We start from the raw sequence: 25,534 nt of genomic DNA, 5'->3' as shown, positions 1-25,534 counted from the left end.
ATGAACCGTGCCAGTTCCTCGGAGGGGGCGTGAGTTTGTGTGGGCCTGGAGGTTACTGCTGGTGCTGGGCGGTGAAGGCGATGAAGTCGGCCCAGGCGGTGGGGGAGAAGGTGAGCTGTGGGCCGGTCTGGTCCTTGGAGTCCCGGACGTGGATGATCACGGGAGTGACGGCGACCTCGACGCAGGCACCGCCCTCGCTTCCGCTGTGGCTGGACTTGAACCAGGTCGGTTCGGTGCTCATTGATCCTCCACCAACGTGTTGATGAACCGTGCCGACTCCTCCGGGGTGAGGGCCTGCCGAAGGATCATTTCATGTCGCTGGCTGAGCAGGTGGACCTTGTCGCGGTCAGAGTGAAGCAGCCCCATCGCCTGGCCCTCCTCGTACGCGAGCCGCTCGTGCTCGGGGGAATCCAGAAGGATGAACGGTCCCTCCAACCCGGGGTGTACGCCCTTCGAGGGAATGACCTGGACGGTCACGTTGCGTGGTTCCCCGGCGCTCAGGAGATGTCTCAGCTGTCGGATGTGTGCCTCCTCCGTGCTGAGAGGGCGACGCAGGACAGTCTCCTCGATCAGGAAGTTGAAGGCCTTGGTCTGCGTCTTCAGCACCAGTTGACGTTCCAACCGGGCGGCCACGCGAGCCTCGACCGTCTCGTCGTCCAGCGGAGGCCAGCGTGCGTTGATGATGGTCCTGGCGGTCTCCTCGGTTTGGAGCAGACCAGGAATCAGCTGGTTCTCGTACCAGTTGACGACCACCGCCTCGGCCTCGTACCGCATGTAGTCCTCGGCGAACGACGGGTACTTTTCCGGCTTCAGGTACTCCTCTCCCGCCGCCAGGATGCCCTTCGCTCCGCACATCTGGTCGGCGATGTCGAGCAGATGTCTCGACGGGCGTCTGCGGCCGGCCTCCATCGAGCGGAGGCTCTCGACGACGTACCCGGCCTCCTTGGCCAAGTCCTCGCGGCTGACTCCGGCGTGGGTGCGCCAGAGCTTGATCTGGTTGCCGCAGTACCGCCACGACATGGGAGGCGGCGTGGTGGAAGATTCGCTCATCGCTGACCCCCCGGGTCCTCGTACTGGCCTGGCACCCGAGGCTACTTCGGCGTCGGCCTGGAAGGGGTGCGGATTTGGCCGAAACCCCCTGTGCGGGTGATTTCCGAGCTCGTGCTGACACGATCCGACGGTGTGGCAGAGGCTGAGGCAGGCGGGCTGGGGCGCGCCCGGCCTGTCCGAAGGCCGTTGCCCCTGGCTTGAGGTGACCTTCTGTGGGGCGGATGGCGACGGCCATCCGCCCCACAGAGGGGGCGAGTCCGTGCGGCCCCGGAGATTACTGCTGGTGCCGGGCGGTGAAGGCGACGAAGTCGGCCCAGGCGGCGGGGGAGAAGGCGAGTTGGGTGCCGGTCCGGTCCTTGGAGTCCCGGATGTGGATGGTCGCGGGGGTGACGGCGACCTCGACGCAGTCGCCGCCCTCGGTCCCGCTGTGGCTGGACTTGAACCAGGTCAGTTCGGTGGTCATTGTTCCTCCATCAACGTGTCGATGTGAACAGTCTTCCGCTTCAGGCGTTGTCGAACCCGGCGGCAGTATCGGCCGCCCTCCCCTCCCTGCGGCTATCAGGAGGGCGCTCCGGTGGGGGACACGCCCGCCGCACCGTCCGGGCCCAGCAGGTGTGCCAGTCCGTCGGCCAGGCCGCCGCGCCAGCAGGCGTAGTCGTGGCCGCCGTTGAACTCGCGGTACTCCAGTGCGTAGCCGCGGGCGGTCAGCACGTCCCGCAGGTGGCGGTTCTGGGGGAGCAGCATCCACTCCTGGAGGCCGACCTCGACGTAGAACCGGGCCGGGCGGCGATCACCCGCCGCGAACTGGCGGGTCAGCCACTCGCTGCCCTCGTCGAACTCGGTGCCGTCCGGCCACCAGAAGGAGCCGGACTGGGAGAGCGCGTTGCCGAACCGTTCGGGGCGGCGGAAGGCGGCGAAGGCGGCGGTGAGGCCGCCCGCGCTCTGGCCGGCGATCACGGTGGCGTCCGGGGACGAGGTGGTTCCGTACAACTCGGTGGCCCACGGCAGCACCTGGTCGGCGAGGAGGTCCACGAAGTCCGGGTTGCAGCTCAGGTCGGCGGGGCGGCCGGGGCCCATGGTGTGGACCAGCAGGGCGACGGTCGGCGGGATGCGGCCGTCGGCGGTGAGGTTGTCGAAGGTGTCGCCGACGGACAGCATCTCGCCCCACATCTCGCCGTCCAGCAGCACGGTGACGGGGTAGGGCCCGTGGGCCGGGTCGTGTCCGGCCGGGAGGTGGACGTCCACCCGGCGGCCGGCCGCCTCGGCGGTGACCGTCCGCCCGCGCGGGACGCCGTCGCGCCGTTGAGCGTACGGCTGCGCGGGTGCGTCCGGCAGGCTGAGCACCGACGACGGGTGGCGGCCGTCCCGGGCGGGAAGCAGCGGACCCCGGGCGAGCGGGTCGGGCCGGGCGCCGTCGAGGACACGGAGCCAGTCGGCGCGCGTGGTGCCGGGGGTGGTGCCGCGGACCGGGTAGAACTGGTAGGAGGCCCGGTGGTCGGCGCGCAGCCGGTAGGTGAGCGCCCAGTGCCCTTCGGGCTGACGCGCCATCAGGTGCGGGGTGAGGTCGCCCGCGTGGCGGTCCTTGTCGGTGACGGTGTGGACCAGGGCGAGGACGCCGTCGGAGGGGGTGTCCGGGTCGTCGCGGTGGACGAAGGTGACGAGCCGGTACGCCGGGTCGTCCGGGTCGGGCCCGATCAGCGGGGAGCCTTCGGTGGCCAGCCGGGCGAGGAAGTCGCCACCGGGTGCGGTCGGTTCACTCTGCATGCGGTAACTCCAAAGGGGCTAGGCGGGGTTGCCCTTGCGGCCGAGCAGGACCCAGAGCAGGAACGGGCCGCCGAGGACGGTGGTGACGATGCCGACGGGGATCTCCACGCCGTCGATCAGTACCCGGCCGAGGGTGTCGGCGAGGACGATCAGGACGGCGCCGACCAGGGCCGAGCCGAGTACCGGGACGCGGGACGGCCCGGCGAGTCGCCCGGCGATCACGGGCGCGGCGAGGGCGACGAAGCCGACCGGTCCGCAGACGCCGACGGCGAGTCCGGCCAGCGCGACCGCCAGCAGCAGGCAGACCAGGCGCACCCGGCCCGGGTCGACGCCGAGCGAGGAGGCGACGTTGTCGTCGAAGCGCAGCACGGCGAGCCGGCGGGCGACGACCAGGGCGAGCGGTACCAGCACCGCGAGCCCGATCAGCACCGGTGTGGCCACCGCGTAGTCCCGGCCGTTGAGGCTGCCGGAGGTCCAGACGTACAGCGATCCGGCCGAGTTGAGCGAGCGGCGGGCCATCGCCACCTGGATGACGGCGGAGGCGAGCGCCGACATGGCGAGGCCGACGACCAGCACCCGGTAGCCGCGCGCGCCGAGCCCGCCGGAGACCAGGGTGACCACCAGGACGGCGACGAGCGCGCCGAGCGGGCCGGCCCACCAGGCGCCGAAGGTGCCGGAGGCGGTGACCGAGACGGAGATGAGCACGGCGGCGGTGGCGCCGTCGTTGACACCGAGCAGTTCGGGGGTGGCGAGGCGGTTGCGGGCGAGCGTCTGGGTGAGGCAGCCGGCCAGGCCGAGGGCGGCCCCGGCGGCGATGCCGGCGACGATCCGGCCGAGCCGGAACTTCTGCACCAGCAGGACGTCCAGCCGGTCGCCGTAGCCGAAGACGGCCTGGAAGGTGGGGCCGAGACCGAGTTCGCTCTGCCCGGCGTGCGCGGCGACGACCACGGCGGCGAGGAGGGCGGTGGCCAGACCGGCCGCGGCGAGCAGCGCCCGGCGGGGGAGCAGCAGTGAGAGCGCGCCGCGCCGCAGCACCAGGTCGGGCTTCTCGGTGGCGCTCTCCTCGCGTGCGGTGCCGGATTCGCCGGGCGCGGTGTCGGTCATGCCGAGCGCGGCCATCCGGCGGGAGCGCACGATGGCGATCAGCGTCGGTGCGCCGATCAGCGCGACGATCACCGAGACCGGGGCCTCGAACGGCCGGGCCACCACCCGCGCCAGGACGTCGGCGCCGGTCAGCACGGCCGCGCCGACCAGGCCCGCGAACAGGGTGAGCCGGCCGACCCGGGGCCCGGCGACGGCGCGGGCGAGGAACCCGGCGAGCAGGCCGAGGAAGGAGATCGGGCCGGCCAGGGCCACCGCGGAGGCGGTGAGCAGGGTGACGGCCACGGCGACGGCCGCGCGGGTCGCGTTGGGCCGGTGGCCGAGGCCGCGCGCGAGGTCGTCGCCGAGGGCGAGCGCGGCCAGCGGCCGGGTGGTGAGCAGGGCGACCAGGAAGCCGGCGCCGAGTACCGGGGCGAGCTGACGCAGCATCGTCCAGCCCTCCACGCCGGCCAGCGAGCCGAGCACCCAGACCCGGTACCGGTCGTACGCCTCGGGGGAGTTGACGATCAGGACGCCGGTGAGCCCGCCGAAGGTGGCGCCGACGGCGGAGCCGCCGAGCACCAGGCGCATCGGGGAGCCGCCGCCCCGGCCGCCCGCGATGAGCAGCACGACGGCGCTGGCGAGGACGGCGCCGCCGAAGGCGAAGGCCAGGTAGCCGTAGGAGGTCTGCACACCGAGGACGGCGATGCCGAGGACGACGCCGAGCGAGGCGCCCGCGTTGACGCCGAGCAGTCCGGTCTCGGCGAGCGGATTGCGGGTGACGGACTGGAGTTGGGCGCCGGCGACGCCGAGCGCGGCGCCGACCAGCAGCGCGGTGAGGGTGCGCGGGAGGCGCAGGTCGCCGACGACCAGGGCGAGACGGCTGTCGCTGCGGGCGCCGTGCCGGCCGAGCAGGTAGTCGAGCACCTGGCCGGGGCCGACCTCGCCCGCGCCGACCGAGAGCGAGAGCGCGGTCAGGGTGAGCAGGGCGACGACGACGGCCCCGGCCGCCGCGGCGGCGGGCCAATGGCGGTGGTCGCGGCCGGGCTTGGGGGCGGGGGCGTCGGGGCCGGTGCGGGCCGCGTCGGCGGTACCCACTTGCGACAATGTCATAAGGTAAGGCTAACCTAATGGATGTTCCGTCCCGGGGGTGCCCGGCGTCGACCGCCGACCTCACCCGGCTGTCGCCCCGAGGCCCCCGGGACACCTCTCAACTTCCGCACCACCGCTGCCCGGAGGCACCCATGCCGACTGCCCAGAGCCCGCTCCACCCCGCCCGCCGCCGGGCGGTCCAGGCGCTGGCCGCCACCGGGGCGGTCGCGCTCCTGCTCACCGGCTGCGGCTCGTCGGGCTCCTCCGACAAGGCCTCGGCCTCCTCGTCCGGCACCCCGGCGGCCGACGCCGCGGGCGGTTCGGGCGCCGCCGGCGGCAAGCGCACCGTCAAGGACGCCACCGGCACCGCCGTCGAGATCCCCGCCGACCCGCAGCGGATCGTCACCCTCACCCAGGAGGACCTGGACGCGGTGCTCGCCCTCGGCGTCAAGCCGGTCGGCATCACCAACGGCCAGGGCCTCAACGAGCCGCCCGCCTACCTCAAGGACAAGGTCCAGGGCATCACCGTGGTCGGCAACCTGCTCCAGCCCGTCATGGACAAGGTGATCGCCGCCAAGCCCGACCTGATCCTGGCCGGCGACATGCAGGACGAGCAGATGCTCAAGCAGCTGCGCCAGATCACCCCCGCCACGGTCGTCACCATGGCCCCCACCGACGACTGGAAGCTCTCCTTCCGCGGCATCGGCAACGCCGTCAACAAGCTGGACCAGGCCAACAAGGTCATCGCCGACTACGACGCCAAGGCCGCCAAGGCCGGCGGCGAACTGGGCGCCAACAAGGGGGCCGCGGTCTCCATCGTCCGCTGGAACCCCACCGGCCCCAGCTGGATGGAGAAGAAGCAGTTCGCCAGCGGCGTCGCCCTCGACATGGGCCTGACCCGCCCGAAGGCGCAGGACAAGGACGGCAACGCGCACACCCCGGCGCTCAGCCTGGAGAAGATCAACGAGATCGACGGCGACTGGCTGTTCCTCTCCACCCTCACCGACGACGGCAAGGCCGCGCTGAAGGACGTCCAGTCCAAGCCCGCCTACCAGGAGTTGGGCGCGGTGAAGAACAACCACACCGTCACCGTGGACGGTTCGGTCTGGTCCACCCGCGGCGGCCCGCTCGCCGCCGACGTCGTCATCGGCGACATCACCAAGGCGCTCACCGCCTCCTGAGCCGCCACCCGGCCCGACCGAAGGAACTGGCAGATGGAATTGGCGGTCCAGGGGCTCGCGGCCGGCTACGGCGCGGGGCGCCCGGTGCTCAGCGGCGTCGACCTCACCGTGCCCGCCGGGCAGGTGGTGGCCATCGTCGGCCCGAACGGGTGCGGCAAGTCCACCCTGCTGCGCTCGATCGCCCGGCTGCACCGGCCGGACGCCGGGCGGGTGCTGGTCGGCGGCGAGGACATCTGGCGGCTGCGCCCCCGGCAGGCCGCGCACCGGGTGGCGCTGCTCCCGCAGAGCCCGCAGGCGCCGGAGGCGGTCACCGTCGCCGGGCTGGTCCGCTACGGCCGCCACCCGCACCAGGGCCTGTTCCGGCAGTGGTCGGCGGACGACGAACGGCTGACCGCCGAGGCGCTCCGGGCCACCGGCGTCGAGGCGTTCGCCGACCGCCGGCTGGACCGCCTCTCCGGTGGCCAGCGGCAGCGCTGCTGGCTGGCCATGGTGCTGGCGCAGGACGCCCCGGTCGTCCTGCTGGACGAGCCCACCAGCGCGCTCGACCTCGGGCACGCGGTCGAAGTACTGGAACTGGTACGGCAGGTGGCGGCCGACGGGCGGACCGTCGTCATGGTGCTGCACGACCTCGCGGCGGCCGCCCGCTACGCCGACCTGGTGGTCGCCCTGCGCGACGGCGCCGTGGTCGCCTGCGGGCCGCCCCGCGAGGTGGTGGACGCGCCGCTGGTCCGGGCGCTGTACGACATCGACAGCGATGTGCTGCCCGCCCCCGGCGACGGCGCGCCGGTGATCGTCCCCCGCGCGGGGACACGGGCGGTCGCGGGCTGAGCGGAGCGCGGCGGGGCCCGGTCCGGTTTGCACCGGACCGGGCCGGTCGTGCGTACGGCGGGTCTGGTGCTGGTAAGGGTCGTTGATCGAGTGATCGGTGTTCCTTCGATCCGCCGAGGAAGCCGTTCCCTGCGAGGATGCGTCTCGTGCCTTATTTCACCTCGTATGACGGAACCAGGTTGTTCTACTCGGTTGCCGGGAGCGGCCCAGTGCTGGTCTGCCTGGCGGGCGGACCGGGGGCAGACGTCCGCGATCTCGGCCATCTTGGAGGTCTGGATCGCCACCGCACTCTGGTACTGCTGGATGCCCGTGCCGCCGGGCGGTCCGAGGTCCCTGCGGACCGTGACAGTTGTGCCTTCACCGAGCAGGGCCGGGACGTGGAAGAACTGCGCCGACACCTGGGCATGGAGCGTGTGGACTTGCTCGCCCACTCTGCCGGCACCCTGACAGCTCAGGAGTTTGCGGCCCGCCATCCGGAGCGGTTGGGGAGGCTGGTACTGGTCACGCCTGCTGGCCTGGTCGCCCGGGAGGTGGACGAGGCTGAGGTGGCTGCCATTCGGGAGCGGCGTGCCGGCGAGCCGGGAAGTGCTGAGGCGCTGGCAGTTGGGGCGTTGCCGTGGAGCTATGGTGCCTGGTCGGAGGCGACGCGGAGGCACCACGAGGCCGAGGCCGACTATCCGCAGCCGCCTTCGTGGCTGCGCGAGACCTTCTATGTGAGCCCTGTCTCCGCAGCGGCTGCCGCAGCTGAAGTTGCCCGCCGTGCTGCTGTGCTCAGCCCGGTGCTGGTGGTTGCCGGTGCCGAGGACGGCGTGACGGGCACCGCGCCGACACGGCTCGTCGCGTCCTGCTACCCGGCGGCCCGGTTGGAGGTGCTGTCCGGGTGCGGGCACTGGCCCTGGGTCGACACGCCGGCGGAGTTCTGCGACCTGGTGGCCGGATTCCTGGGTAGCCGGCAGGACGTCGAGGCTGGCGGGCATACCGCTGAACAGGTGGTTGCCATTCCTGACGTCTGATCCGTCGACGAGGCGTCGGTTGCCATCGACTGTGGTTGCCGGGGGCGTAGTGCTTCCAGGGTCCTCCGGCTTCCGCAGCGATCCTCGGCATTTGGTCTTCAACAAGCCAACGTCCATTGAAGACTGCCGGGCAGGCCGCCGGAAGGGCCCCAGGGCCTTCAAAAACTCCTTCAGAAACCCGGGTGGTTCAACAAACCGCGACCACCGTTTTCTGACCGGATTCCGGGCGTGAGCAGGCCACTTGAAGACGCCCAGTTCGAACTCCTGGTCGCTGAGCCTGCGTCCACACCGAGACCCGCATCGGATGCGCGCGGGTGTCCACCGGCGGACAGAAGCTCGACCGCCAGCTCGACGCCCTCAACGCGGCCGGCTGGTGTTCCACGTCTTCGCCGCCCTCGCCGAGTTCATCCGCGAGCTGATCGTCTCCGGCACCCGCGAGGGCCTGGCCGCCGCCCGCGCCCGCGGCGAGGTCGGCCGGGCCCGGGACCGCTCAGGCCGGGCGGGCGGCGCGCGGGCGCAGGAAGACCGCGATGAGGACCGCCGCCACGACCGTCACCGCGACGTCCACCCCGATCGCCAGGCGGAGTCCGTCGAGGACGGCCACCGGGTCCTGGGAGCTTCCGGTGCGGGCGACGGCGACGGCGCTGATCACCGGGATGCCGAGGGCGAAGGCGACCTGCTGGGTCATCGTGGTCAGACCGGTGGCCAGGCCCTGCTCGTGGTCCGGCAGCCCCGAGGTGGCCGTGACGGTGTAGGCGACGATGCCGTAGACGTGCCCGAAGAAGCCGATCGCGCTGCTGGCGATGACCAGGACGATGCCCGTGCGGTCGGTGCCGAGCAGGAGCAGGACGGCGTTGGACGCGGCCTGGACGACCAGCCCGGCGACCAGGCTGTTGCGGGCGCCGACCCGGCCGAGCAGACGCGGGCCGAGCACGCCGGCGAGCGCGGCGGTGACGCCCGGGACGCCGAAGACCAGGCCGGTGACGAGCGCGGAGTAGCCCAGGACGGTCTGCAGATAGATGGTCAGCAGGAAGACGATCGCCGTCTCCATGGCGAACACCACCAGCCCGCCCAGGTTGCCCCAGCCGACCGTGCGCTTGGTGAGCACCCGCAGCGAGGCGAGCGGCTCGGCGGCGCGGTTCTCGACGAGCGTGAAGACGACCAGCAGGACGGCGCCCACGGCCAGGCCGGTGAGGGCGGCGCTGTCGCCCCAGCCCGCGTGCCCGGCCCGGGTGATGCCGTAGACGAGGAAGAGCAGCCCGCCGGTGACGGTGACGGCGCCGGGGATGTCCAGCCGGCCGGTGGCGCGGTCGCGGTCGGCGGGGATCAGCGCCGGGGCCGCGACCAGCAGCACCACCGCGACCGGGGCGTTCACCAGGAAGGCCCAGCGCCAGGAGAGCAGGTCCGTCAGCACGCCGCCGAACAGGGCGCCCACCGCGAACCCGGCGGACATCAGCGCGCCGTTGAGGCCCAGCGCGCGCCGCCGCAGCGGGCCCTCGGGGAAGGACGTGGTCAGCAGCGAGAGGGCGGCGGGGGTCGCGATGGCGGTGGCCAGGCCCTGGAGCACCCGGCCGGTGAGCAGCACGGCGGAGTTCCCGGCCAGACCGCCCACCAGCGAGCCGGCCGCCAGCAGGGCGAGGCCGGTGACGAAGAGCCGACGGCGGCCGAGCAGGTCGGCGACGCGGCCGAACAGCAGGGTGAACCCGGCGGCCGGGAGGGCGAAGGCGGTGGCGACCCACTGGAGGGCGCCGAGCGAGAGGCCGACCCCCCGGCCGATGTCGGGCAGGGCGACGTTCAGGATGGAGAAGTCCACGGCGAGCATGAACTGGGCGCCCAGCAGCAGCGCCAGGATCAGGCGCCGGCGGGTGGGCAGCCGGTCCGGTGCGGACGGCTCCGCCGGGGTCGAGGAGGGGGCGGCGGTCTTGGAGGGGGCGGGCACGGGCTGCCTTTCGTCGCAGTCGTCGCAGTCGTCGCGGGGGGTGTCGATGGCGTCGTCGCCGGTATCGCGTTCGTCGCCGCGGCGGCCCGGGCCGGACCACCGCACGGAGCAGTCTCGAAGACCGCGACCGGGTTACCCAGACCTCGATATTTGGTACTACTGGCCGGGACAGGCTAAGAACCAGCCGGTCGAGGACACTGGACACCATGGATTCCCAGACCGCCCAGACCGAACTCGGTGAATTCCTCCGCTCCCGGCGCGCCCGGCTGCAACCGCAGGACGCGGGGCTGGTCGCCTACGGCACGCGGCGGCGGGTGCCGGGGCTGCGCCGGGAGGAGCTGGCGCAGCTCGCGGGGGTGAGCATCCAGTACTACACGCGGCTGGAGCAGGGGCAGAGCCGGAGCGCCTCCGAGGCCGTCCTGGAGGCGCTCGCCGACGCGCTGCGGCTGGACGAGGCCGAACGCGCGCACCTGCACGTGCTGGCGCGGCCGTCCGGGGCGGCGAGCCGCCGTTCCGCGCCGGAGCGGCTGGGCCCGGGCCTGCGGCAGTTGCTGGACGCGATACCGGACGTGCCGGCGCTCGTCCTGGGGCGGCGCACCGATGTGCTCGCGTGGAACCGGCTCGGGCACGCGCTGTTCGCCGGGCATCTGGACCAGGCCGCCCCGGACCGGCCCGCCGACCGGCCGAACCTCGCCGCGATGGTGTTCCTCGACCCGCACACGCGGGAGCTGTTCGTGGACTGGGCGGACAAGACCCGGGAGGCGGTGGCGCATCTGCGGGTCGCCGCCGCGCGCTACCCCGACGACCCCAAACTGACCTCGCTGCTGGGTGAACTCGCCGTCCGCAGCCCGGAGTTCTCCACTCTGTGGGCGGCCCATCAGGTGCGTGAGTGCCCGTATCTGGAGCGCGAGTACCACCATCCGCTGGTGGGCCGGATGACGCTCTCGCAGCAGCCGTTGCAGCTGCCGAACGCCCCGCAGCAGCGGGTGATGGTCTACACGGCGGAGCCCGGTTCCCCGTCGGAGGCGGCGCTGCGGCTGCTGGCCTCGCTGGCGGGCGGGGCGGCCGGGGCGGGCGCGGGGGCCGGGGCGGCTACGGCGCGCCCTTCGGTGCCCGACCGGCGCGCTTAAGGCCTGGCACGGTCGGGACCACCCAATAGATCACCCGTTCGAGTGGTTTGGGTCGGGCCGCCGACCAGGGCGGGCCCCCGGCAGACGTGTTGTCAGTGTGTCCCGTTACGTTCCTCCCATCACTGACCAGCTGGGAGGAGAGCGGACGTGGCATGGGTGGAAGCGGGATCGGGCGGCTATCAAGTCGCGCTCGACGCGGAGGGCAGGGTGGTGTGCCGCAACGCGGCCGGCCGCCAGTTGAAGTCGGTCCCGTCGAAGCTCGGTGACGACCCGGTGGTGACCGGCCTCAAGCAGCTCACCGAGTGGCTGGCCGCGCACCGGCGGCGCTGTCTGGAGGACGTCGAGCGCTGGATGGTGCGCTCGCTGCCCGTCCCCGCCGCCGTGATCACGGCCGTCTGGGCCGACGAGGCCTGGCAGGACGTGCTGCGCGACCTGGTGGTCACCGGCCCGGACGGCGCGGTCGCCGGCTTCCTGCGCGGCGCCGACGCCGAGCGCGGCCTCGGCCTGGTCGACCTGGACGGGGACACCGTGCGCCTCACCGACGGCGAGATCCGGATACCCCACCCCGTCCTCCTGGAGGACCTGGCCGAGCTGCGCGAGTTCGCCGTCGAACTCGGCGTCTCCCAGCAGGTCCAGCAGCTCTACCGGGAGGTCTGGCACCGCCCGGCCGCGCCCGGCACCGGGGCCACCGAGGTCACCGACTACGCCGGCGGCCGCTACAAGGAGCTGCGCGAGCTGCTCGGCCGCTGCACCCGGCTCGGCTACCGGGTGCGCGGCGGCCACGCCGTGCTGCCCGTCGTCGAGGCGGGCGTCGCCCTGGAGGCCCGGGTCTGGGTCGGCGACTACTACGAGTACGACGAGTGCGAGACCGGAGCACTCAGCTGGACGGGCCCGGACGGCAAGGTGCTGGCGCTCGCGGAGGTCGGACCGGTCGCCTGGTCCGAGGGAATGCGGATGGCCGCCGCACTGCACGCCGGCCGCACGGTCGAAGGGGAGGAAGCCGCATGAGCACCACCGGACCGAACGAGAAGCTGCTGGACGCCGGAGCGGTGCTCCCGGCCGGCACCCTGCCCGGCGCCGGGCAGCCCGACAGCGTCGCGGACGTGCTCACCGCCCGCGCCTACACCCACCCGGTGCTCGGCGAGCGCCGGATCGTCCGGCTGGTGCCCGGCGCGCTCGGCCCGGCCGAGGACCTCGCGGTGGACTTCCTCGGGCTCAAGCCCACCGGGGAGCCCGCCGAGGTCGGCCAGGTCCGCCAGGAGGCACTCGGCTTCCCCGCCTGGGCACTGGTCCACGACCCGGCCAACGGCCACCACGCACTCGCCCTGGTCAAGGAGATGGAGCGGCTCGCCCGGCAGGCCAAGTCCAAGCCGGGCAACGCCAAGGACGGCTTCGAGGCGCTCGCCGTGCGCCTCGGCCGCACCGTGCCGCACTTCCTGCCCACCTACTGCGAGGAGGTCGGCCGGATCTTCCTCGCACAGGGCAACCAGACCTACGCCGGCACCTTCTTCGGCAAGGCCCGCGAGGCCGAGCGCACCCACGGCCTGGCGATCGACGAGGAGCGGCTGCGCGCCGTCTTCCTGGAGTTCGCGCTGGCCGGCGCGCTCACCGTCAAGGCGCTGCGCCAGTACGTCAAGGAGCTGAGCGTCCGGCTCGACCCGCTGACCGCCTGGCAGCGCTTCCGCCAGCTCTGCGCCGAGCGCTCGGCGGCCGGCATGGCACCCTATGCCGGGGTGGCCGAGGACGCCCGCGCCCTGATCCGCGCGGCCGGGCTCGACCGCGCCGAGCACGAGCAGGCGCTGCTCGCCGAGCTGCTCGCCTCACCCGCCGTCAACCGGGCGCCGGGCGCGTTCTGGAAGTCCTGGCACAGCGTCGTCGTCGAGCTCGGCCGGCGCGACGAGACCGTCCGCGCCCGCCTGCTGGAGCTCCTGCCCGACCCGGAGGGCTCCTCGGACCGGACCACCCAGGACGCCGCCTGGCTCGCCGTCCTCGCCGAGAGCGGCGCCGAGCAACTGCTCACCGGGCCCCGGGCGGAGGAGGCCGCACCCGCCGCCTGGCTCCAGCGCTGGTGCGGCCACCTCGGCCGCAGCTGGCGCACCAGCGGTTCCAGCGCCGCCACGGTGGCCCTCGCCGGGCGGATGGCCGAGCGACTGCGCGCCGACGACGTCCCGGTGGACCTCTTCACCGGCATCCGGAACAGCAGCACCCTGCTCGACCTGCTCGACCTGCTGCTCGCCGAGGGAGTCCCGGTCGCCGACCCGGCCGACGACCACACCTTCGACCTCACCGACTGGGTCGGCGACGCCGGCCCCGACAGCGCCACCCTCGCCGCCGTCGCCGCCGACCCCCGGTTCCGGCCCGCCCTGCGCGCCGCCGTCCCCCGGGCCTGGGACGCCGCCGTCCGCAAGGGCCTGCCCGCACTCCCGGTGCTGCGCGAGCTGTTCGTCGAATGGTCCGACGAGCGCGCCGACACACTCCTCGCCGCCCGTGGCCTGGCCGGCGCCGCCGACCTCCTGCAGCAGCTGATCCTCAGCCGCACCGCCATCCGCCAGGAGAACCCGGCCGCCGCCGAACGGATCGCCGGCCTCGACGCCACCGGTCTGCTCGCCCGCGCCCTGCGCACCGGCATCCTCGACGAACTCGGCTGGCCCGCCCTGGAGGAGGCGCTCGGCCGGCTCGGCCTCCCGCAGCGCGAGGCGCCCGGCTCACCCGTCGACACGACGTTCCGCAAGGGCCTGATCATCGAGGAGGCGTGGCCCGCCCTGATCCTGGCCCGCAAGGACCAGGTCCTGGTGGTCGGCCCGCAGGGCATCCTGCTGGAACACACCCTGCGCATCCCCGACAAGCTGGAGCGCTGGCAGGAGCCCCGGCTTCGCTACGCCGACGGCGAGCTCCTGGTCGCCTGGTACCGCGAGGGCAAGCAGCACGCCTACTGGTCCGGCCGACCCACCGAGATCTTCGCGCTCGGCGGCGAGACCATCGTCCGCTACTACGGCAGCGGCGACACCCCCGGCGTCCCCTCGCTCGCGCTGCCCGGCGGCGGCCGGACGTCCGGCGAGCGCCCGCTGCACGCCGGGGACACCCGGGTACCCGCCGAGCACCGGGTGATCGGTGACGGCACCGGCCACTGGACGCTGCGCTCCGGCCGGAACGGATCCGCCTTCACCGAGTTCGACCCGGCCACCGGCACCCTCGGCCGCGCCGCCGAGCCGCCCCGGATCGCCGCCACCGCGGCCGCCGGCCGGCTCCAGCCCGGCTTCACCCGGCTGCTGCCGCTCCAGCCCGGCCTGGAGGCCACCCCGCTCGGCACCGACGGCACGGTGCTCGGCAGCTGGGCCCGCGTCGACGGGGCCCGGGTCACCACCGTCACCGCCGACGGGCAGACCCTCGTCCTGACCGGGCAGGGCAAGCACGCCCAGCGCTACCCGGTCGGCCGGCTCGGCCTCCCCGGCGCGGCCCACCCGATGATCACCGAGAGCCGCGGCGGCATCCTCGCCCTCGTCCTGCCCGACGCGGACGGGGCCGGGGACGCCGGTAGCGATCGCACCGCCGAGGTCAGCGCCTGCCGGGCCGGCGACCTGCACGCCGCCGGCACCGCCCTCGTCCCCCCGGTCGACCACTGGCACGCCCTGCGGCCCCGCGACGAGGACGGCTCCCGCGTCCTGCGCGCCGTCACCGCCGAACAGGCCGCCCGGCTGATCGACGCCGCCTGGCCGACGGACACCGAGCCCGTGGCCGAGGAGGAGCAGCGATGGCTCACCGTCCAGGGCGTGCGGCGCCTGCTCGCCAACGGCAAGGCCCGCAACCGGGTACCCGTTCAGGCCGTCGGTGACGCCCTGCCCGGCATCGGCCACCCGCTGCTGCTGGCCGGCGTCGCCGGGCTCGCCCGGTTCGCCGCCAACCTGCTCGACCAGGCCGCCCGGTTCGTCCCGCAGCCCGAGGCCGAGGCCCGCCCCAAGGCCGGCACCGCCCGGCCGGGCACGGCCTACCGGCCCGAGCACGGCAGCGACCACGACCTGCGTGAAGCCGTCGGCATCCTGCTGCCCCACCTCGGCGGCCTCGGCCACTCCTGGGACGGCGGCGAGCAGTGGCGGGTCCTCAACAACCTGCGCACCGTCACCGCCGTCCTGGCCGACCCGCCGGCCGCCGGCCCCGAGGGCTGGTCCGACCCGCTGAAGGTGACACTGCACGGCGACGAAGACCACCACGGCTGGCTCCACCTGCTCGGCCGGCTCGACACCCTCGCGTTCGCCGCGGCCGCCCCGCTCACCGGGTCGGCGGAGCGGTCCACGCTCGCCCTGCTGCTCGGCGAGCTCACCGCGGGCCCGCTCGCCGACCGCGGCGCCACCCTGCGCGAGATCACCCTCACCGAGCCGCTCCACGACCACGCCCACCAGCTCACCCACGGGGACCAGCAGCACCACCGGCGCGCCGGGCAGGTGCTGCGGCACGGCGACCGCACCGTGATCATCCTCGGCTGCCGCCACCACCGCGACGGCCGGGTGTACTGGCTCGCCGTCGACCACGACCCGAGCGGCGCCTTCGGCCCGGTCGCCCACTTCACCACCGCCGAGGAGCGCACCACCGAGGAGACCCTCACCGCCGACTGGACGGCCGAGTTCACCGCGCTGCTCGCCCTGCACGGCGGCTTCGCCCGGGAGGCCGCCCCCGCCGCCGCGTTCGGCGAACTCACCGGCATCGGCAGCACCCGCGCCACGCTGCTGCTCAGCCCCACCGACACCCTGTTCCGGTGGTACGGCAACGCGCTGCCCGCCGACCGGCTCAAGGAGTACGGACTCAAGTCCACCGAGGCCAAGGCCGCCCGCGACTGGCTGCGCGACCGCGACCACGAGGCCCTGGCCGCCGTCTGGGCCGCCCTGCTGCCCGCCGACCCGAAGACCCTCTGGACCGAGGGCCCCGATGTCACCGCCGGTGCCGAGCAGTGGACGCAGCGGTTCGGACGGCTCGTCACCCTCCCCGAGGACGCCCAGGCCACCGTCAGCGGTGTCGGTGTCCAGCAGATCGAGGCGATGCTCAACCCCGACCGGACGGCCTGGCTCAGCGGCACCACCGGATTCCGGCTGGCCGCAGGCAAGGACGACGGCACCCAGCAGCTCCTCGCCGACGACCAGGCAGCGGCGCCGACCAAACACGACCTGCGCGGCGCCGTCGCCGCCCTGCGCTGGCTCGCCTACCACCTCCCGTACGACAGCCCGCTGCGCTCGCTGCTGCCCCGGGCCGCCGAGGCCCTGCGTGCGCGCCTCGCCGACCCGCACCTGCTGCTGGACAACGAGCTCGAGTACACCGTCAAGGGCGAGCGGCTGACCCCGGTCCTGCGCACCAGGTACGGTCTGCCGGCCGAGGGCGGCGCGGACGCCGACGGGCTGGTCCGCTGCGGCGAGGCCCTGGTTCTCGCCCCCGGCTACGGGGGCAAGGAACGGGCCTGGCTGCGCCCCGCCGGGCTCACCGGTGCCGACGACCCGCTGCTCGAACTGCTCGACGGGCTCTCCTACCCGCACGTGTTCAGCGCTCAGCGGCTCGCTCTGGAAGCCGTCCTGAGCGGCGAGCTGGAGCGGCTGGTGGCGGCCCCGGAGCCCCAGGAGTCACCGGAGTCCCAGGCCTCCCCGGCGGAGACCGGCTGGGCGCAGAACCCGCAGTTCAGCGTCCCCGGCCTGGTCGCCGAGGTGGTCGCCGCGCACGGCCTCGGCGAGGACGCCGCCGTGCTCTACCTCCAGTTGCTCGCCCTGCCCGACCCGACCGACCGCAACGTCGCCCGCTGGACGGGCTGGAAGCCCGCCCGGCTGAAGAAGGCCCGTGCCGAACTCGCCGCCACCAGCCTGGTGCTGGAGGCCAAGCGGGCCCGGGCCGGCCGCAGCCTGTTCCTGCCCGGCGGCTGGCAGGAGGCCAAGTCCCCCGGCCTGCCCGCCGAGACCTGGAAGGCCGGCCTGTACGAACTGCCCACCCACCACGCCGTCCTGCCGTACCTGCCGGTTCCCGAGCTGTTCGCCCGGGCCTGGCAGCGGATCGGCACGGGGGACGTCCCCGGCTACGAAGAGCTCCAGACCAGCAAGCGCAGGAAGGCCGCCCGCCGATGAGTACCACCGTGACCGACCCCGTCGCCGGCTCCCCGGCCGTCCCCGGGGCCGCCCCCGCCGCCCGGCAGATCGTTCCGCCGGAGGAGAAGTACGCGGCCGAACTGGAGTTCCTGGCCGCCCACGACGCCGGCCCGCGCCCGCCCGGCTGGCGGCTCACCCCGCGCGCCGTGGTCACCTTCGTGATGGGCAGCGACGGCCAGAAGCTCAAGGCCGGACGGAAGAGCCTGGCCATCGAGCAGAAGTTCGTCGGCGAGCGGGCACTCGTCGAGCGCTGTGTCGTCACCCTCGCCGGCGAGCGCGGCCTGCTGCTCGTCGGCGAGCCCGGCACCGCCAAGTCGATGCTCTCCGAGCTGCTCGCCGCCGCGGTCTGCGGCACCAGCGCGCTCACCGTCCAGGGCACCGCCGGTACCACCGAGGACCAGCTCAAGTACGGCTGGAACTACGCCCTGCTGCTCGCCAAGGGCCCCAGCCGGGACGCCCTGGTGCCCTCCCCGGTGCTCACCGCGATGACCACCGGAGCCGTCGCCCGGGTCGAGGAGGTCACCCGCTGCCTGCCCGAGGTGCAGGACGCCCTGGTCTCCCTGCTCTCCGAGCGCCGGATCGCCGTCCCCGAGCTGGCCGGCACCCCGGACGGGCAGCTGCACGCCGCGGCCGGCTTCACCCTGATCGCCACCGCCAACCTGCGCGACAAGGGCGTCAGCGAGATGTCCGCCGCCCTCAAGCGCCGGTTCAACTTCGAGACGGTCGGCCCGATCGGCAGCCTCGCGGCCGAGGTCGAGCTGGTCCGTCGCCAGTCCACCGCCGCCGTCGCCCGGGCCGGCGCCGCCTACGCGGTGGACGACGCGGTCCTGGAGGCACTCGTCACCGCCTTCCGGGACCTGCGCACCGGCCGCTCCACCGAGGGCTGGGACGTCGAACGCCCGTCCACCGTGATGAGCACCGCCGAGGCCGTCTCGGTGGCCACCGCCCTCGGCGTCGGCGCCGCCTACCTCCCCGACACCGGGGACGTGCTCGGCCGGCTGCCCGGCCAGCTGATCGGCGTCGTCCGCAAGGACGACCCGGCCGACGCGGCCCGCCTGCTCGGCTACTGGGACGGCCCGGTCCGCCGCAGGGCCGAGCAGGGCGCCGCCACCTGGCGCACCCTCTGGGACCTGCGCTCGGCACTGGAGGCGTGAGGCGATGAGCAGCGCGGACATCCCCGACATCCCCGACATCCCCGCTGGCGCGGAGCCCCAGGACTCGCGAGACCCGCGCGAGGTCGTCGAGGCGGAGGCGGCCCGGCTGGCCGCCTCCGGCACCGGCGGGCCGGGGCCCTATCTGATCGGCGTGCGGCACCACGCGCCGTCGCTCAGTGCGGTGGTGCCCGCGCTGCTCGACGCCGTCCGGCCCGAGGCGGTGCTGGTCGAACTGCCCGCCGAGTTCCAGCCCTGGCTCGGCTGGCTGGCCGACGAGTCCACCCAGGCGCCCGTCGCCCTCGCCGCCGCCCCCGGCGGGCCCGAGGACGGCGCGGGCCCGGGGGAGGGCACCTCGGACCGTACCCCCGGGCTCGCCTTCTACCCGTTCGCGGACTTCTCGCCGGAGCTGGCGGCCCTGCGCTGGGCCCGTCGCAACGGTGTCGAGGCGATCGCCTGCGACCTGCCGCTCGCGCACCGGTCCGAGGGCCGGTCCGTGGGCCGTCCCGCCGGTCCGAGCCCCGACGGACCGGCCGCCGACACCGGTCCGGGCGTGGCCGACGCGCTGCGCCACCGGCTCACCGGGCGGGACGACGACGAGGACCTCTGGGACCGCCTGGTCGAGACCGCGGCCCCCGGCTCCACCCCGGAGGCCGTCCGGCGTGCCGCCCTGCTGGTCGGCTGGGCGATGCGCCGCGACGCCGAGCAGGGCGACGGCGTCGACCGGTACGACCTGCGGCGCGAGGCCTGGATGCGGGCGCGCATCCGGGCGGCCGCCGCGGACGGGCGCCGGGTGGCCGCCGTGGTCGGCGCCTTCCACGCGCCCGCGCTGCTCGACCCGTCGGCGGACACCGTCGGCGAGGCGTCCGGCGAGGCGTCCGACGGGGTGCCCGGGCCGGACGGCGGCCACGTCGTCTCGCTGATCCCCTACACCTACCCGCTGCTCGACGCCCGCTCCGGCTACCCGGCGGGCATCCGCGACCCCGAGTGGCAGCACACCGTCCTCGACGCGGGCGGGGACGCGGACCGGCTCGCCGACGCCCTCACCGGCACCGCCGTCCGGATCTGCGCCGCCCTGCGCACCCAGGACCACCCGTCGGGCCCGGCCGACGCCCGCGAGATCGTCCGGCTCGCCGGGGACCTCGCCCGGCTGCGCGGGCTCGCCGCCCCCGGCCGCGGCGAACTCGTCGAGGCCGTCCAGACCGTGCTCGCCCAGGGCGAACCCCTCGGCCGCGGCCGGGCCGTCGCCCGCGCGCTGGAACGCGTCCTGGTCGGCACCCGCACCGGGCGGCCCGCGCCCGCCGCCCCGCGCAGCGGCCTCGCCCCCGCAGTCGAGGTCCTGCTCGCCGACCTCGGCCTCCCCGGCCCCGCCGACTCCGGCGAGGCCGCCCCGCGCGAACTGCGCCTCGACCCGCTGCGCTCCCCCCTCGACCGCCGCCGAGAACTGCTCCTGCACCGCCTCGCCGCCTGCGGAGTCCCGTACGGCGAGCCGGTCGCCGGCACCGGCGCCGGCGGCACCGAGACCCTCGGCACCCGCTGGCAGGTCCGGTGGACCCCGGCCGTCGCCGCGATGCTGACGGTGGCGGGCACCCGCGGCGTCACCCCGGCCCAGGCCGCCGAGGGAGCCCTGCGCGAGCGGCTCCGCCGTGAGCGGCAGGCGGACGGCCCGACGGCCCGCGAGGTCGTCCAGGGCCTCGCCGACGCCGCCGCCTGCGGCCTGCCCGCGCTGGCCGACACCCGGCTCGCCCAGCTCACCGCCGTCCTCCCGGAGAGCGGGACGCTGCCCGAACTCCTCGACGGCCTCGCCCTCCTCGACCGCCTCACCGCCGGTCACATCCCGGGCCTCGCCGCCCCGGCGCCGCCGGGCGACGCGCAGGCGGCCGGGCCCGCCGAGGGCGCGCCGGGGACGGGCGCGGACCCGGGACCGCTCGCCGCCCCGGGCGTTCGTCCTGAGCCGGGTGCGCCCGCTTCACCCGTTTCGCCCGACGGTTCGGCGGGTGCCAGTGACCGCGCCGCCGCGCTGGCCGCCGCCGGCGGGCTGCTGACCGTCGCCGCCGTACGCCAGCTGGAAGGGCTGGGCGGCTCCGACGACCCCGCCGACGCGCGGGCCCTGGTGGAGCTGGCCCGTCGGGCCGACCAGTCCGGCGGCCTGCGACTCGGTCATGCGCTGGCCGAACTCGCCGTCGGGGGAAGCCCGTTGGTGCGGGGTGCGGCCGGTTCGGTGCGGGTGCTGCTCGGACAGGAACGGCCCACCGCCTTCGGCGACCGCGTCGCCTCCTGGGTGGACGGTGCCACCGAACCGGCCGCCCGGCACGTGCTCGGGCGGGCGCTGGTCGGGCTGCTCACCGCGGCGGAGGGGCTGTTCGCCTCCGCGCCCGAGGTGCTGGAACCGGTGCTGGAGCGCGTCACCAGCCTGCCCGACAGCGGGTTCCTGGACCGGCTGCCCGCCCTGCGGGGCGGCTTCGACACCCTCAGTCCGGCCGCCCGCGACCGGCTGCTGACCCTGGTCGAGGAGCGGCTCGGCACCCGGCTCCAGGCCCTGCCCGACACCGTCGCGCCCGCGCTGCTGGCCCGTTGGGCCCGCGCCGACCTGGCCGCCCGCACCGCCCTGGGCCGACGCGGCCTGTTTCCTCCGGCCGTCCCCGGGCCCTCCCCGGCGGCGGCCGGACCTGCCACACCGCCCCGGGCGGCGGGTCAGGCCACCTCGGGCCCGGCCGCGTCCGGCCACGACATCGCCGCCGACCCCGCCACCCATGCCCTCGCGCCCGCCGAGCGCTGGCGGCTGCTGCTCGGACGGCCCGGGAGCGGCGGCCTCGGCGGGCGGTCGGCCCGCCTCGCCACCGCACTCGACGAGCTGTACGGCACCGGCCGGGGCGAGGGTTCCGGCCCCGGGCTGGACGGGCGTGGCGGCGCCGGTGGCAGCCGGGGCGGCCGCGAGGCCCCGTACCCCGGGGTCCGGGAGTGGTCCGAGGAACTGGCCACGCTGTTCGGGCCCGGCATCCGCGAGGAGGTGCTCGCCGCGGCCGTCGCGCACGGCCGGACCGACGCGCTGGACGCGATCGACCCGGCCGCCGTCCGCCCGTCCGTCGACCTGCTCCGCACCGTCCTGGAGCACGCCGGGGGCCTGCCGGAGGCCCGGATCGCGAGGCTGCGCCCGCTGGTGCGGCGCCTGGTCGACGAGCTGACCCGGGAGCTGGCGACCAGGCTGCGCCCCGCCCTGACCGGGATCAGCGTGCCGCGCCCGAGCCGCCGGCCGGGCGGCGGCCTGGACCTGGACCGGACGATCCGGGCCAACCTCGCCACCGCCCGTCCGGCCCGGCCGGGCGTACCGGGCGGCGGCACGGTGATCGTCCCCGAGCGGCCGGTGTTCCGGACCAGGGCCCGCAAGGCAGCCGACTGGCGGCTGATCCTGGTCGTGGACGTCTCCGGGTCGATGGAGTCGTCCACGGTCTGGGCGGCGCTGACGGCCTCGATCCTGGCCGGGGTGCCGTCGCTGAGCACCCACTTCGTGGCCTTCTCCACCGAGATCGTCGACCTCACCGAGCGGGTCGAGGATCCGCTGAGCCTGCTCCTGGAGGTCCGGATCGGCGGGGGGACCAGCATCGCGACCGGGCTGAAGTACGCACGGGAGCTGGTGACGGTGCCGTCCCGCACACTCGTCGCGGTGATCAGCGACTTCGAGGAGGGCGGCCCGATCGGCGGGCTGCTCGCCCAGACCAGGGCCCTCGTCGACTCCGGCTGCCAGCTGCTCGGCTGCGCCGCGCTGGACGACACGGGGACGGCCCGCTATTCGAAGGCGGTCGCGAGCCAACTCGTCGCGGCCGGAATGCCCGTGGCGGCGCTCAGCCCGCTGGAACTGGCCCGCTGGGTGGGGGAGAAGGTCCGATGACGGAGCAGCAGAGCACGACGGAGCAGCAGGGCGTCACGGAACGGCAGGCCTGGCCCGCCGTGCGGCCGGAGGTGGTCGCCGAGGTGGTGGCCGGGCTGTCGGCCCGCCTGCAGAAGCGGTTGGACGGTGCGGCGGAGAAGCTGGCCGACCGGCCGGTGGAGCACTCCGGTGACGAGTGGCGGATCGCGGTGGACGAGGAGACGTCACTCGTCCTGCACGCGCCGGGAGGGGTGGTCGCCGACGCGGCCGACGTCCGCTGCGGCTGTCTGCTGGCACCCGCCTGTGTCCACCGCGCGGCGGCGGTCACGGTCTGCCGCCTGGCCGACCCCTCGACCGACCCCTCGGCCGAGACCGGTTCGGGGGAGACCGGTCCGGGCCCGGCCGAGGGGCCGGAGCGCGCGCCCGGGGAAGCCGCCGGAGACGCCCCGGGCCCGGAGGCCCCCCTCACCGCGCCCGAGCGGGCCGCCGTCCGCCACCTCCACCGGGCGGCGGCCGCCGTGCTGGCGGCCGGGGTGAGCGGGGCGGGCGCCGTCCTGCAGGCGGAGCTGCTGCGGGCCGCCCACCGGGCCCGGATCGCCGGGCTGTACCGGCCGGCCGCCGCCGCGGTGGCCGTGGTGACGCGGGTCCGCGCGGCCCGCTCGGGCGAGCCGGACCACCGGCTCGCCGACCTGGTCGCGGGCCTGCGCGAGGTGCTGGAGCTCACCGCCGCCCTGGTGGCCGGGGCGGGCCGGGTCGACGAACTGCGCGGCACCGCCCGCCAGGTGTACGGCGAGGTGGGCGGCCTGCGGCTGTACGGGCTGTTCGTCGAGCCGGTGCTGACGGCCACTCACGCGGGTGTGCTCAGTTGGGCGGTGGACGCGACCGGTCGGCTGAGCACCCTCGCGGAGATCATGCCGCACGACGACGCGACGACGGCCGCCCCGCACGCCGTCGGGGCCGGGAACCGGGCGGTGCGGCTGGGGGACGCCTCGCTCGGCCACCGGGAGTTCAGCCGCTCCGGGCTGGCGGTCCAGGGGGCGACCAGGTCGGCCGCCGGACGGCTGGGCGCGGGCGCCTCCGTCCGGGCGGTCCGCGCGGCGGGGGCGGCGTGGACGGCGGAGCCGTCGGCCGCGCTCTGGGCCGAGCCGCCGGCCGCGCAGGTGGAGCGGGCCCTGTCGGCGGCGGCGCTGCCGTACGAGAGCCGGCCGGCCGGGAGCGACCTGCTGTTCCTGGACGTGACGCTGCTGGGCGCCGCCCCGTACGGACCGGGCGGCGGGGCGCAGTTGCTCGCCGACTGCGACGGGCTGGTGATCGCCCTGCGCGCGGCACACGACCACCCGGGCCTGGCCTACCGGGGCAATCTGGCCCTGCTGGCCACGGCCCCGGGCCTGCGCCTGCGGGTGATCGGACGGCTGGAGCGCGCGGCCCGTCCGGAGCTGCGGCTGCTGGCGATCGGCGTGCCGCCCGGCGAGCCGGGGCCGCAGCCGCCCGTGCTGGCCCTGCCCGCCGACCGGGCGGGCCGGGTCAACCTCGGCCTGGAGCGGATGCAGACCGCCGACCTCACCCCGGCAGCCCCGCCTGCCGCCGCCCCGCCCGCCACGGCTGCCACGGCTGCCACGGTCGCCGCCCCGGAGGACCCGGCCCCGGACGCCCCCGTGCACCTGCTCACCCGCCGGGTCGAGCAGGCCGTCACCGGCGGGCGGCTCGGGCTGGCGTTCGGCGCGGGGTCGGCGGGCACCGACCAGGCACAGCTGCGGTCGGCGGGCCTGGCCACGGGGGCGGCCCTGCTGGACGGGCTGCGCGCGGCGGCGGGGGACCAGCCCCGGGATGTCTTCGGCCGGGTCGTGGCGGATGACCACGACGCGTTCACCGGTGCCTGGCTGGCGGCGGCCTGTTACGGCGAGGAACTGGCCTCGGCGCTCTGCGCGGGCGCCTGGGTCCCGGACCAGGGCCGGCACGAGGGGGCCGAGGCCGAGGCGCCGGCAAAAGTATTTGCAAAAGCAGGTAATCCGCGCTAAATGGCATACTTGGCGGACAGGAAGCGTTCAGAGGCCGTAGGACGGCCGGGGCCGGGAGACGGAACCGGACGACGGAACCTGGACCGGGAACAGACGGGAACAGAGAGGCGAGCCATGGGTATCCACGACGATGCCGCCGAGATCCGCGCCTGCGGCTGGCGTACGCTCGCCGCGCTGCACGGTCTGATCGACGCCGCGCTGGAGAAGGCGCTCCAGGCGGAGCACCAGCTCTCGGTGGTCGAGTACACCGTGCTGGAGGCGCTCTCCCGGCAGGACGGCTGGCACATGCGGATGCAGCAGCTGGCCCGCGCGGCCGCGCTGAGCAGCAGCGCGACCACCCGCCTGGTGACCAGGCTGGAGGACCGCGGCCTGCTCAGCCGCTACCTCTGCATGGACGACCGGCGCGGCATCTACACCGAGCTGACCCCGCAGGGCCGCCAACTGCTGGCAGCCGCCCGCCCGGTCCACGAGGCCACACTGGAGGCCACTTTGGCCAAGGCCACCGAGATCCCGGAGCTGGCCCCGCTGGTCCGTGCCCTGGGCGAACTGGAGCCCGCCGCCCGGGCCGCCCCGACCGCGGTCTGATCGTCCCGGGGGCTGTCCCGGCCGGGGGGCAGCCCAGATCGTGGTCGGGGCGGTCCTCAGCGCCGCCCGGCGAGGGCGTCCCGGTGCACCCGGTCGAGGAGGGCGAGCAGCAACTCCTTGCTGGAGGCACGCTCGCGGACGTCGCAGAGCACGACCGGCACGGTCGCGTCCAGGTCGAGGGCGCGGCGGACGTCCTCGGGTGCGCAGTCGCGGCGGCCGTGGAAGCAGTTGACCCCTATGGCGAACGGGATGCCGCGCTGCTCGAAGAAGTCCACGGCGGCGAAGCTGGATTCGAGCCGCCGGGTGTCGGCCAGCACGATCGCGCCGAGCGCGCCCAGGGCGAGGTCGTCCCACATGAACCAGAACCGGAACTGGCCCGGCGTGCCGAAGAGATAGAGCACCAGGTCCTCGCGGATGGTGATCCGGCCGAAGTCCATCGCCACGGTGGTGGTGGACTTGCCCTGGACACCGTCGAGGCTGTCGACCCCGATGCTGGCGCGGGTCATCCGCTCCTCGGTCTGCAGCGGTTCGATCTCGCTGACCGAGCCGACCATGGTGGTCTTGCCGACGCCGAAGCCACCGGCGACAAGGATCTTGACCGCGCCCGGCACCAGGCTCTGGGACGTCAATTCGGGTCTCCTGAAAGAGAACTGAAGGTAAGAAGAGAACGGCCACCGGCATGCGGCGACGGTCGTGAGGGGCCGAGCAGGGCGGGGCCG

17 protein-coding genes and 1 pseudogene are annotated in these 25,534 nt (G+C 75.0%); 11 read left to right on the top strand and 7 right to left on the bottom strand.

Going from position 1 to position 25,534, the window contains the following annotated elements:
* Positions 1–52: 52 nt before the first annotated feature.
* The 5 genes from ACIP82_RS02195 to fhuB all read right to left on the bottom strand — a co-directional run bounded on the left by ACIP82_RS02195 (position 53) and on the right by fhuB (position 5,007).
* The gene (locus ACIP82_RS02195) at positions 53–241 is read right to left on the bottom strand and encodes a DUF397 domain-containing protein (RefSeq protein ID WP_400649898.1); all 189 of its coding nucleotides are present in this window, start codon (positions 239–241) and stop codon (positions 53–55) included.
* Positions 238–1,050: a Scr1 family TA system antitoxin-like transcriptional regulator gene (locus ACIP82_RS02190; protein ID WP_400649895.1), complete on the bottom strand. Its 813-nt coding sequence runs from the start codon at positions 1,048–1,050 to the stop codon at positions 238–240. Before ACIP82_RS02190 ends, ACIP82_RS02195 begins: the two co-directional genes overlap by 4 nt.
* 274 nt (positions 1,051–1,324) lie before the next feature.
* Positions 1,325–1,513, bottom strand: a complete 189-nt coding sequence (locus ACIP82_RS02185) for a DUF397 domain-containing protein (RefSeq protein ID WP_400649892.1) — start codon at positions 1,511–1,513, stop codon at positions 1,325–1,327.
* A gap of 95 nt (positions 1,514–1,608) precedes the next feature.
* Positions 1,609–2,814: an enterochelin esterase gene (fes, locus tag ACIP82_RS02180; RefSeq protein WP_400649889.1), complete on the bottom strand. Its 1,206-nt coding sequence runs from the start codon at positions 2,812–2,814 to the stop codon at positions 1,609–1,611.
* 18 nt (positions 2,815–2,832) lie between these two features.
* Positions 2,833–5,007: a Fe(3+)-hydroxamate ABC transporter permease FhuB gene (gene fhuB / locus ACIP82_RS02175; protein WP_400649886.1), complete on the bottom strand. Its 2,175-nt coding sequence runs from the start codon at positions 5,005–5,007 to the stop codon at positions 2,833–2,835.
* Between the two features lie 131 nt (positions 5,008–5,138).
* On the opposite strand from fhuB, the gene ACIP82_RS02170 reads away from it, so the two are divergent.
* The 4 genes and pseudogenes from ACIP82_RS02170 to ACIP82_RS02155 all read left to right on the top strand — a co-directional run.
* Positions 5,139–6,167 (top strand): ABC transporter substrate-binding protein, encoded by a 1,029-nt coding sequence (locus ACIP82_RS02170; protein ID WP_400649883.1) that lies wholly within the window; start codon positions 5,139–5,141, stop codon positions 6,165–6,167.
* A gap of 33 nt (positions 6,168–6,200) precedes the next feature.
* Positions 6,201–6,995 carry an ABC transporter ATP-binding protein gene (locus tag ACIP82_RS02165; protein ID WP_363604507.1) on the top strand — a complete coding sequence of 265 codons (795 nt, stop codon included), beginning with the start codon at positions 6,201–6,203 and terminating at the stop codon, positions 6,993–6,995.
* A 146-nt stretch (positions 6,996–7,141) separates the two neighbouring features.
* Positions 7,142–8,008 (top strand): alpha/beta fold hydrolase, encoded by an 867-nt coding sequence (locus tag ACIP82_RS02160; protein WP_400649880.1) that lies wholly within the window; start codon positions 7,142–7,144, stop codon positions 8,006–8,008.
* 304 nt (positions 8,009–8,312) lie between these two features.
* Positions 8,313–8,423 (top strand): annotated as a pseudogene (locus tag ACIP82_RS02155) (hypothetical protein); the annotation flags it as partial.
* 75 nt (positions 8,424–8,498) lie between these two features.
* Here ACIP82_RS02155 and ACIP82_RS02150 read toward each other — a convergent pair.
* A complete protein-coding gene (locus ACIP82_RS02150; protein WP_400650329.1) occupies positions 8,499–9,947 on the bottom strand; it encodes an MFS transporter in 1,449 nt (482 codons plus the stop codon).
* 206 nt (positions 9,948–10,153) lie between these two features.
* Here ACIP82_RS02150 and ACIP82_RS02145 point away from each other — a divergent pair, with 206 nt between their 5' ends.
* From ACIP82_RS02145 to ACIP82_RS02115, 7 genes are all read left to right on the top strand, one after another.
* Positions 10,154–11,077, top strand: a complete 924-nt coding sequence (locus tag ACIP82_RS02145) for a helix-turn-helix transcriptional regulator (RefSeq protein ID WP_400649877.1) — start codon at positions 10,154–10,156, stop codon at positions 11,075–11,077.
* A 147-nt stretch (positions 11,078–11,224) separates the two neighbouring features.
* Positions 11,225–12,085: a DUF4132 domain-containing protein gene (locus ACIP82_RS02140; RefSeq protein ID WP_363604512.1), complete on the top strand. Its 861-nt coding sequence runs from the start codon at positions 11,225–11,227 to the stop codon at positions 12,083–12,085.
* Positions 12,082–17,172 carry a hypothetical protein gene (locus tag ACIP82_RS02135; RefSeq protein ID WP_400649874.1) on the top strand — a complete coding sequence of 1,697 codons (5,091 nt, stop codon included), beginning with the start codon at positions 12,082–12,084 and terminating at the stop codon, positions 17,170–17,172. The genes ACIP82_RS02140 and ACIP82_RS02135 overlap by 4 nt, the downstream gene beginning before the upstream one ends.
* Positions 17,169–18,347 (top strand): AAA family ATPase, encoded by a 1,179-nt coding sequence (locus ACIP82_RS02130; protein WP_363604515.1) that lies wholly within the window; start codon positions 17,169–17,171, stop codon positions 18,345–18,347. The genes ACIP82_RS02135 and ACIP82_RS02130 overlap by 4 nt, the downstream gene beginning before the upstream one ends.
* A gap of 4 nt (positions 18,348–18,351) precedes the next feature.
* Entirely contained in the window at positions 18,352–22,233 is a 3,882-nt protein-coding gene (locus tag ACIP82_RS02125) for a DUF5682 family protein (protein WP_400649872.1), read from the top strand.
* Positions 22,230–24,230, top strand: a complete 2,001-nt coding sequence (locus ACIP82_RS02120; protein ID WP_400649869.1) for a hypothetical protein — start codon at positions 22,230–22,232, stop codon at positions 24,228–24,230. The genes ACIP82_RS02125 and ACIP82_RS02120 overlap by 4 nt, the downstream gene beginning before the upstream one ends.
* A 114-nt stretch (positions 24,231–24,344) precedes the next feature.
* Positions 24,345–24,815: a MarR family transcriptional regulator gene (locus tag ACIP82_RS02115; protein ID WP_363604520.1), complete on the top strand. Its 471-nt coding sequence runs from the start codon at positions 24,345–24,347 to the stop codon at positions 24,813–24,815.
* Positions 24,816–24,871: 56 nt separating this feature from the next.
* On the opposite strand, the gene ACIP82_RS02110 is transcribed toward ACIP82_RS02115, so the two are convergent.
* A complete protein-coding gene (locus ACIP82_RS02110) occupies positions 24,872–25,444 on the bottom strand; it encodes an ATP/GTP-binding protein (RefSeq protein ID WP_363604522.1) in 573 nt (190 codons plus the stop codon).
* Positions 25,445–25,534: the final 90 nt, after the last annotated feature.

Source organism: Kitasatospora sp. NPDC088548 (assembly GCF_044753005.1).
Classification (GTDB): domain Bacteria; phylum Actinomycetota; class Actinomycetes; order Streptomycetales; family Streptomycetaceae; genus Kitasatospora.
This window is presented reverse-complemented; position numbering and strand designations above follow the sequence as displayed.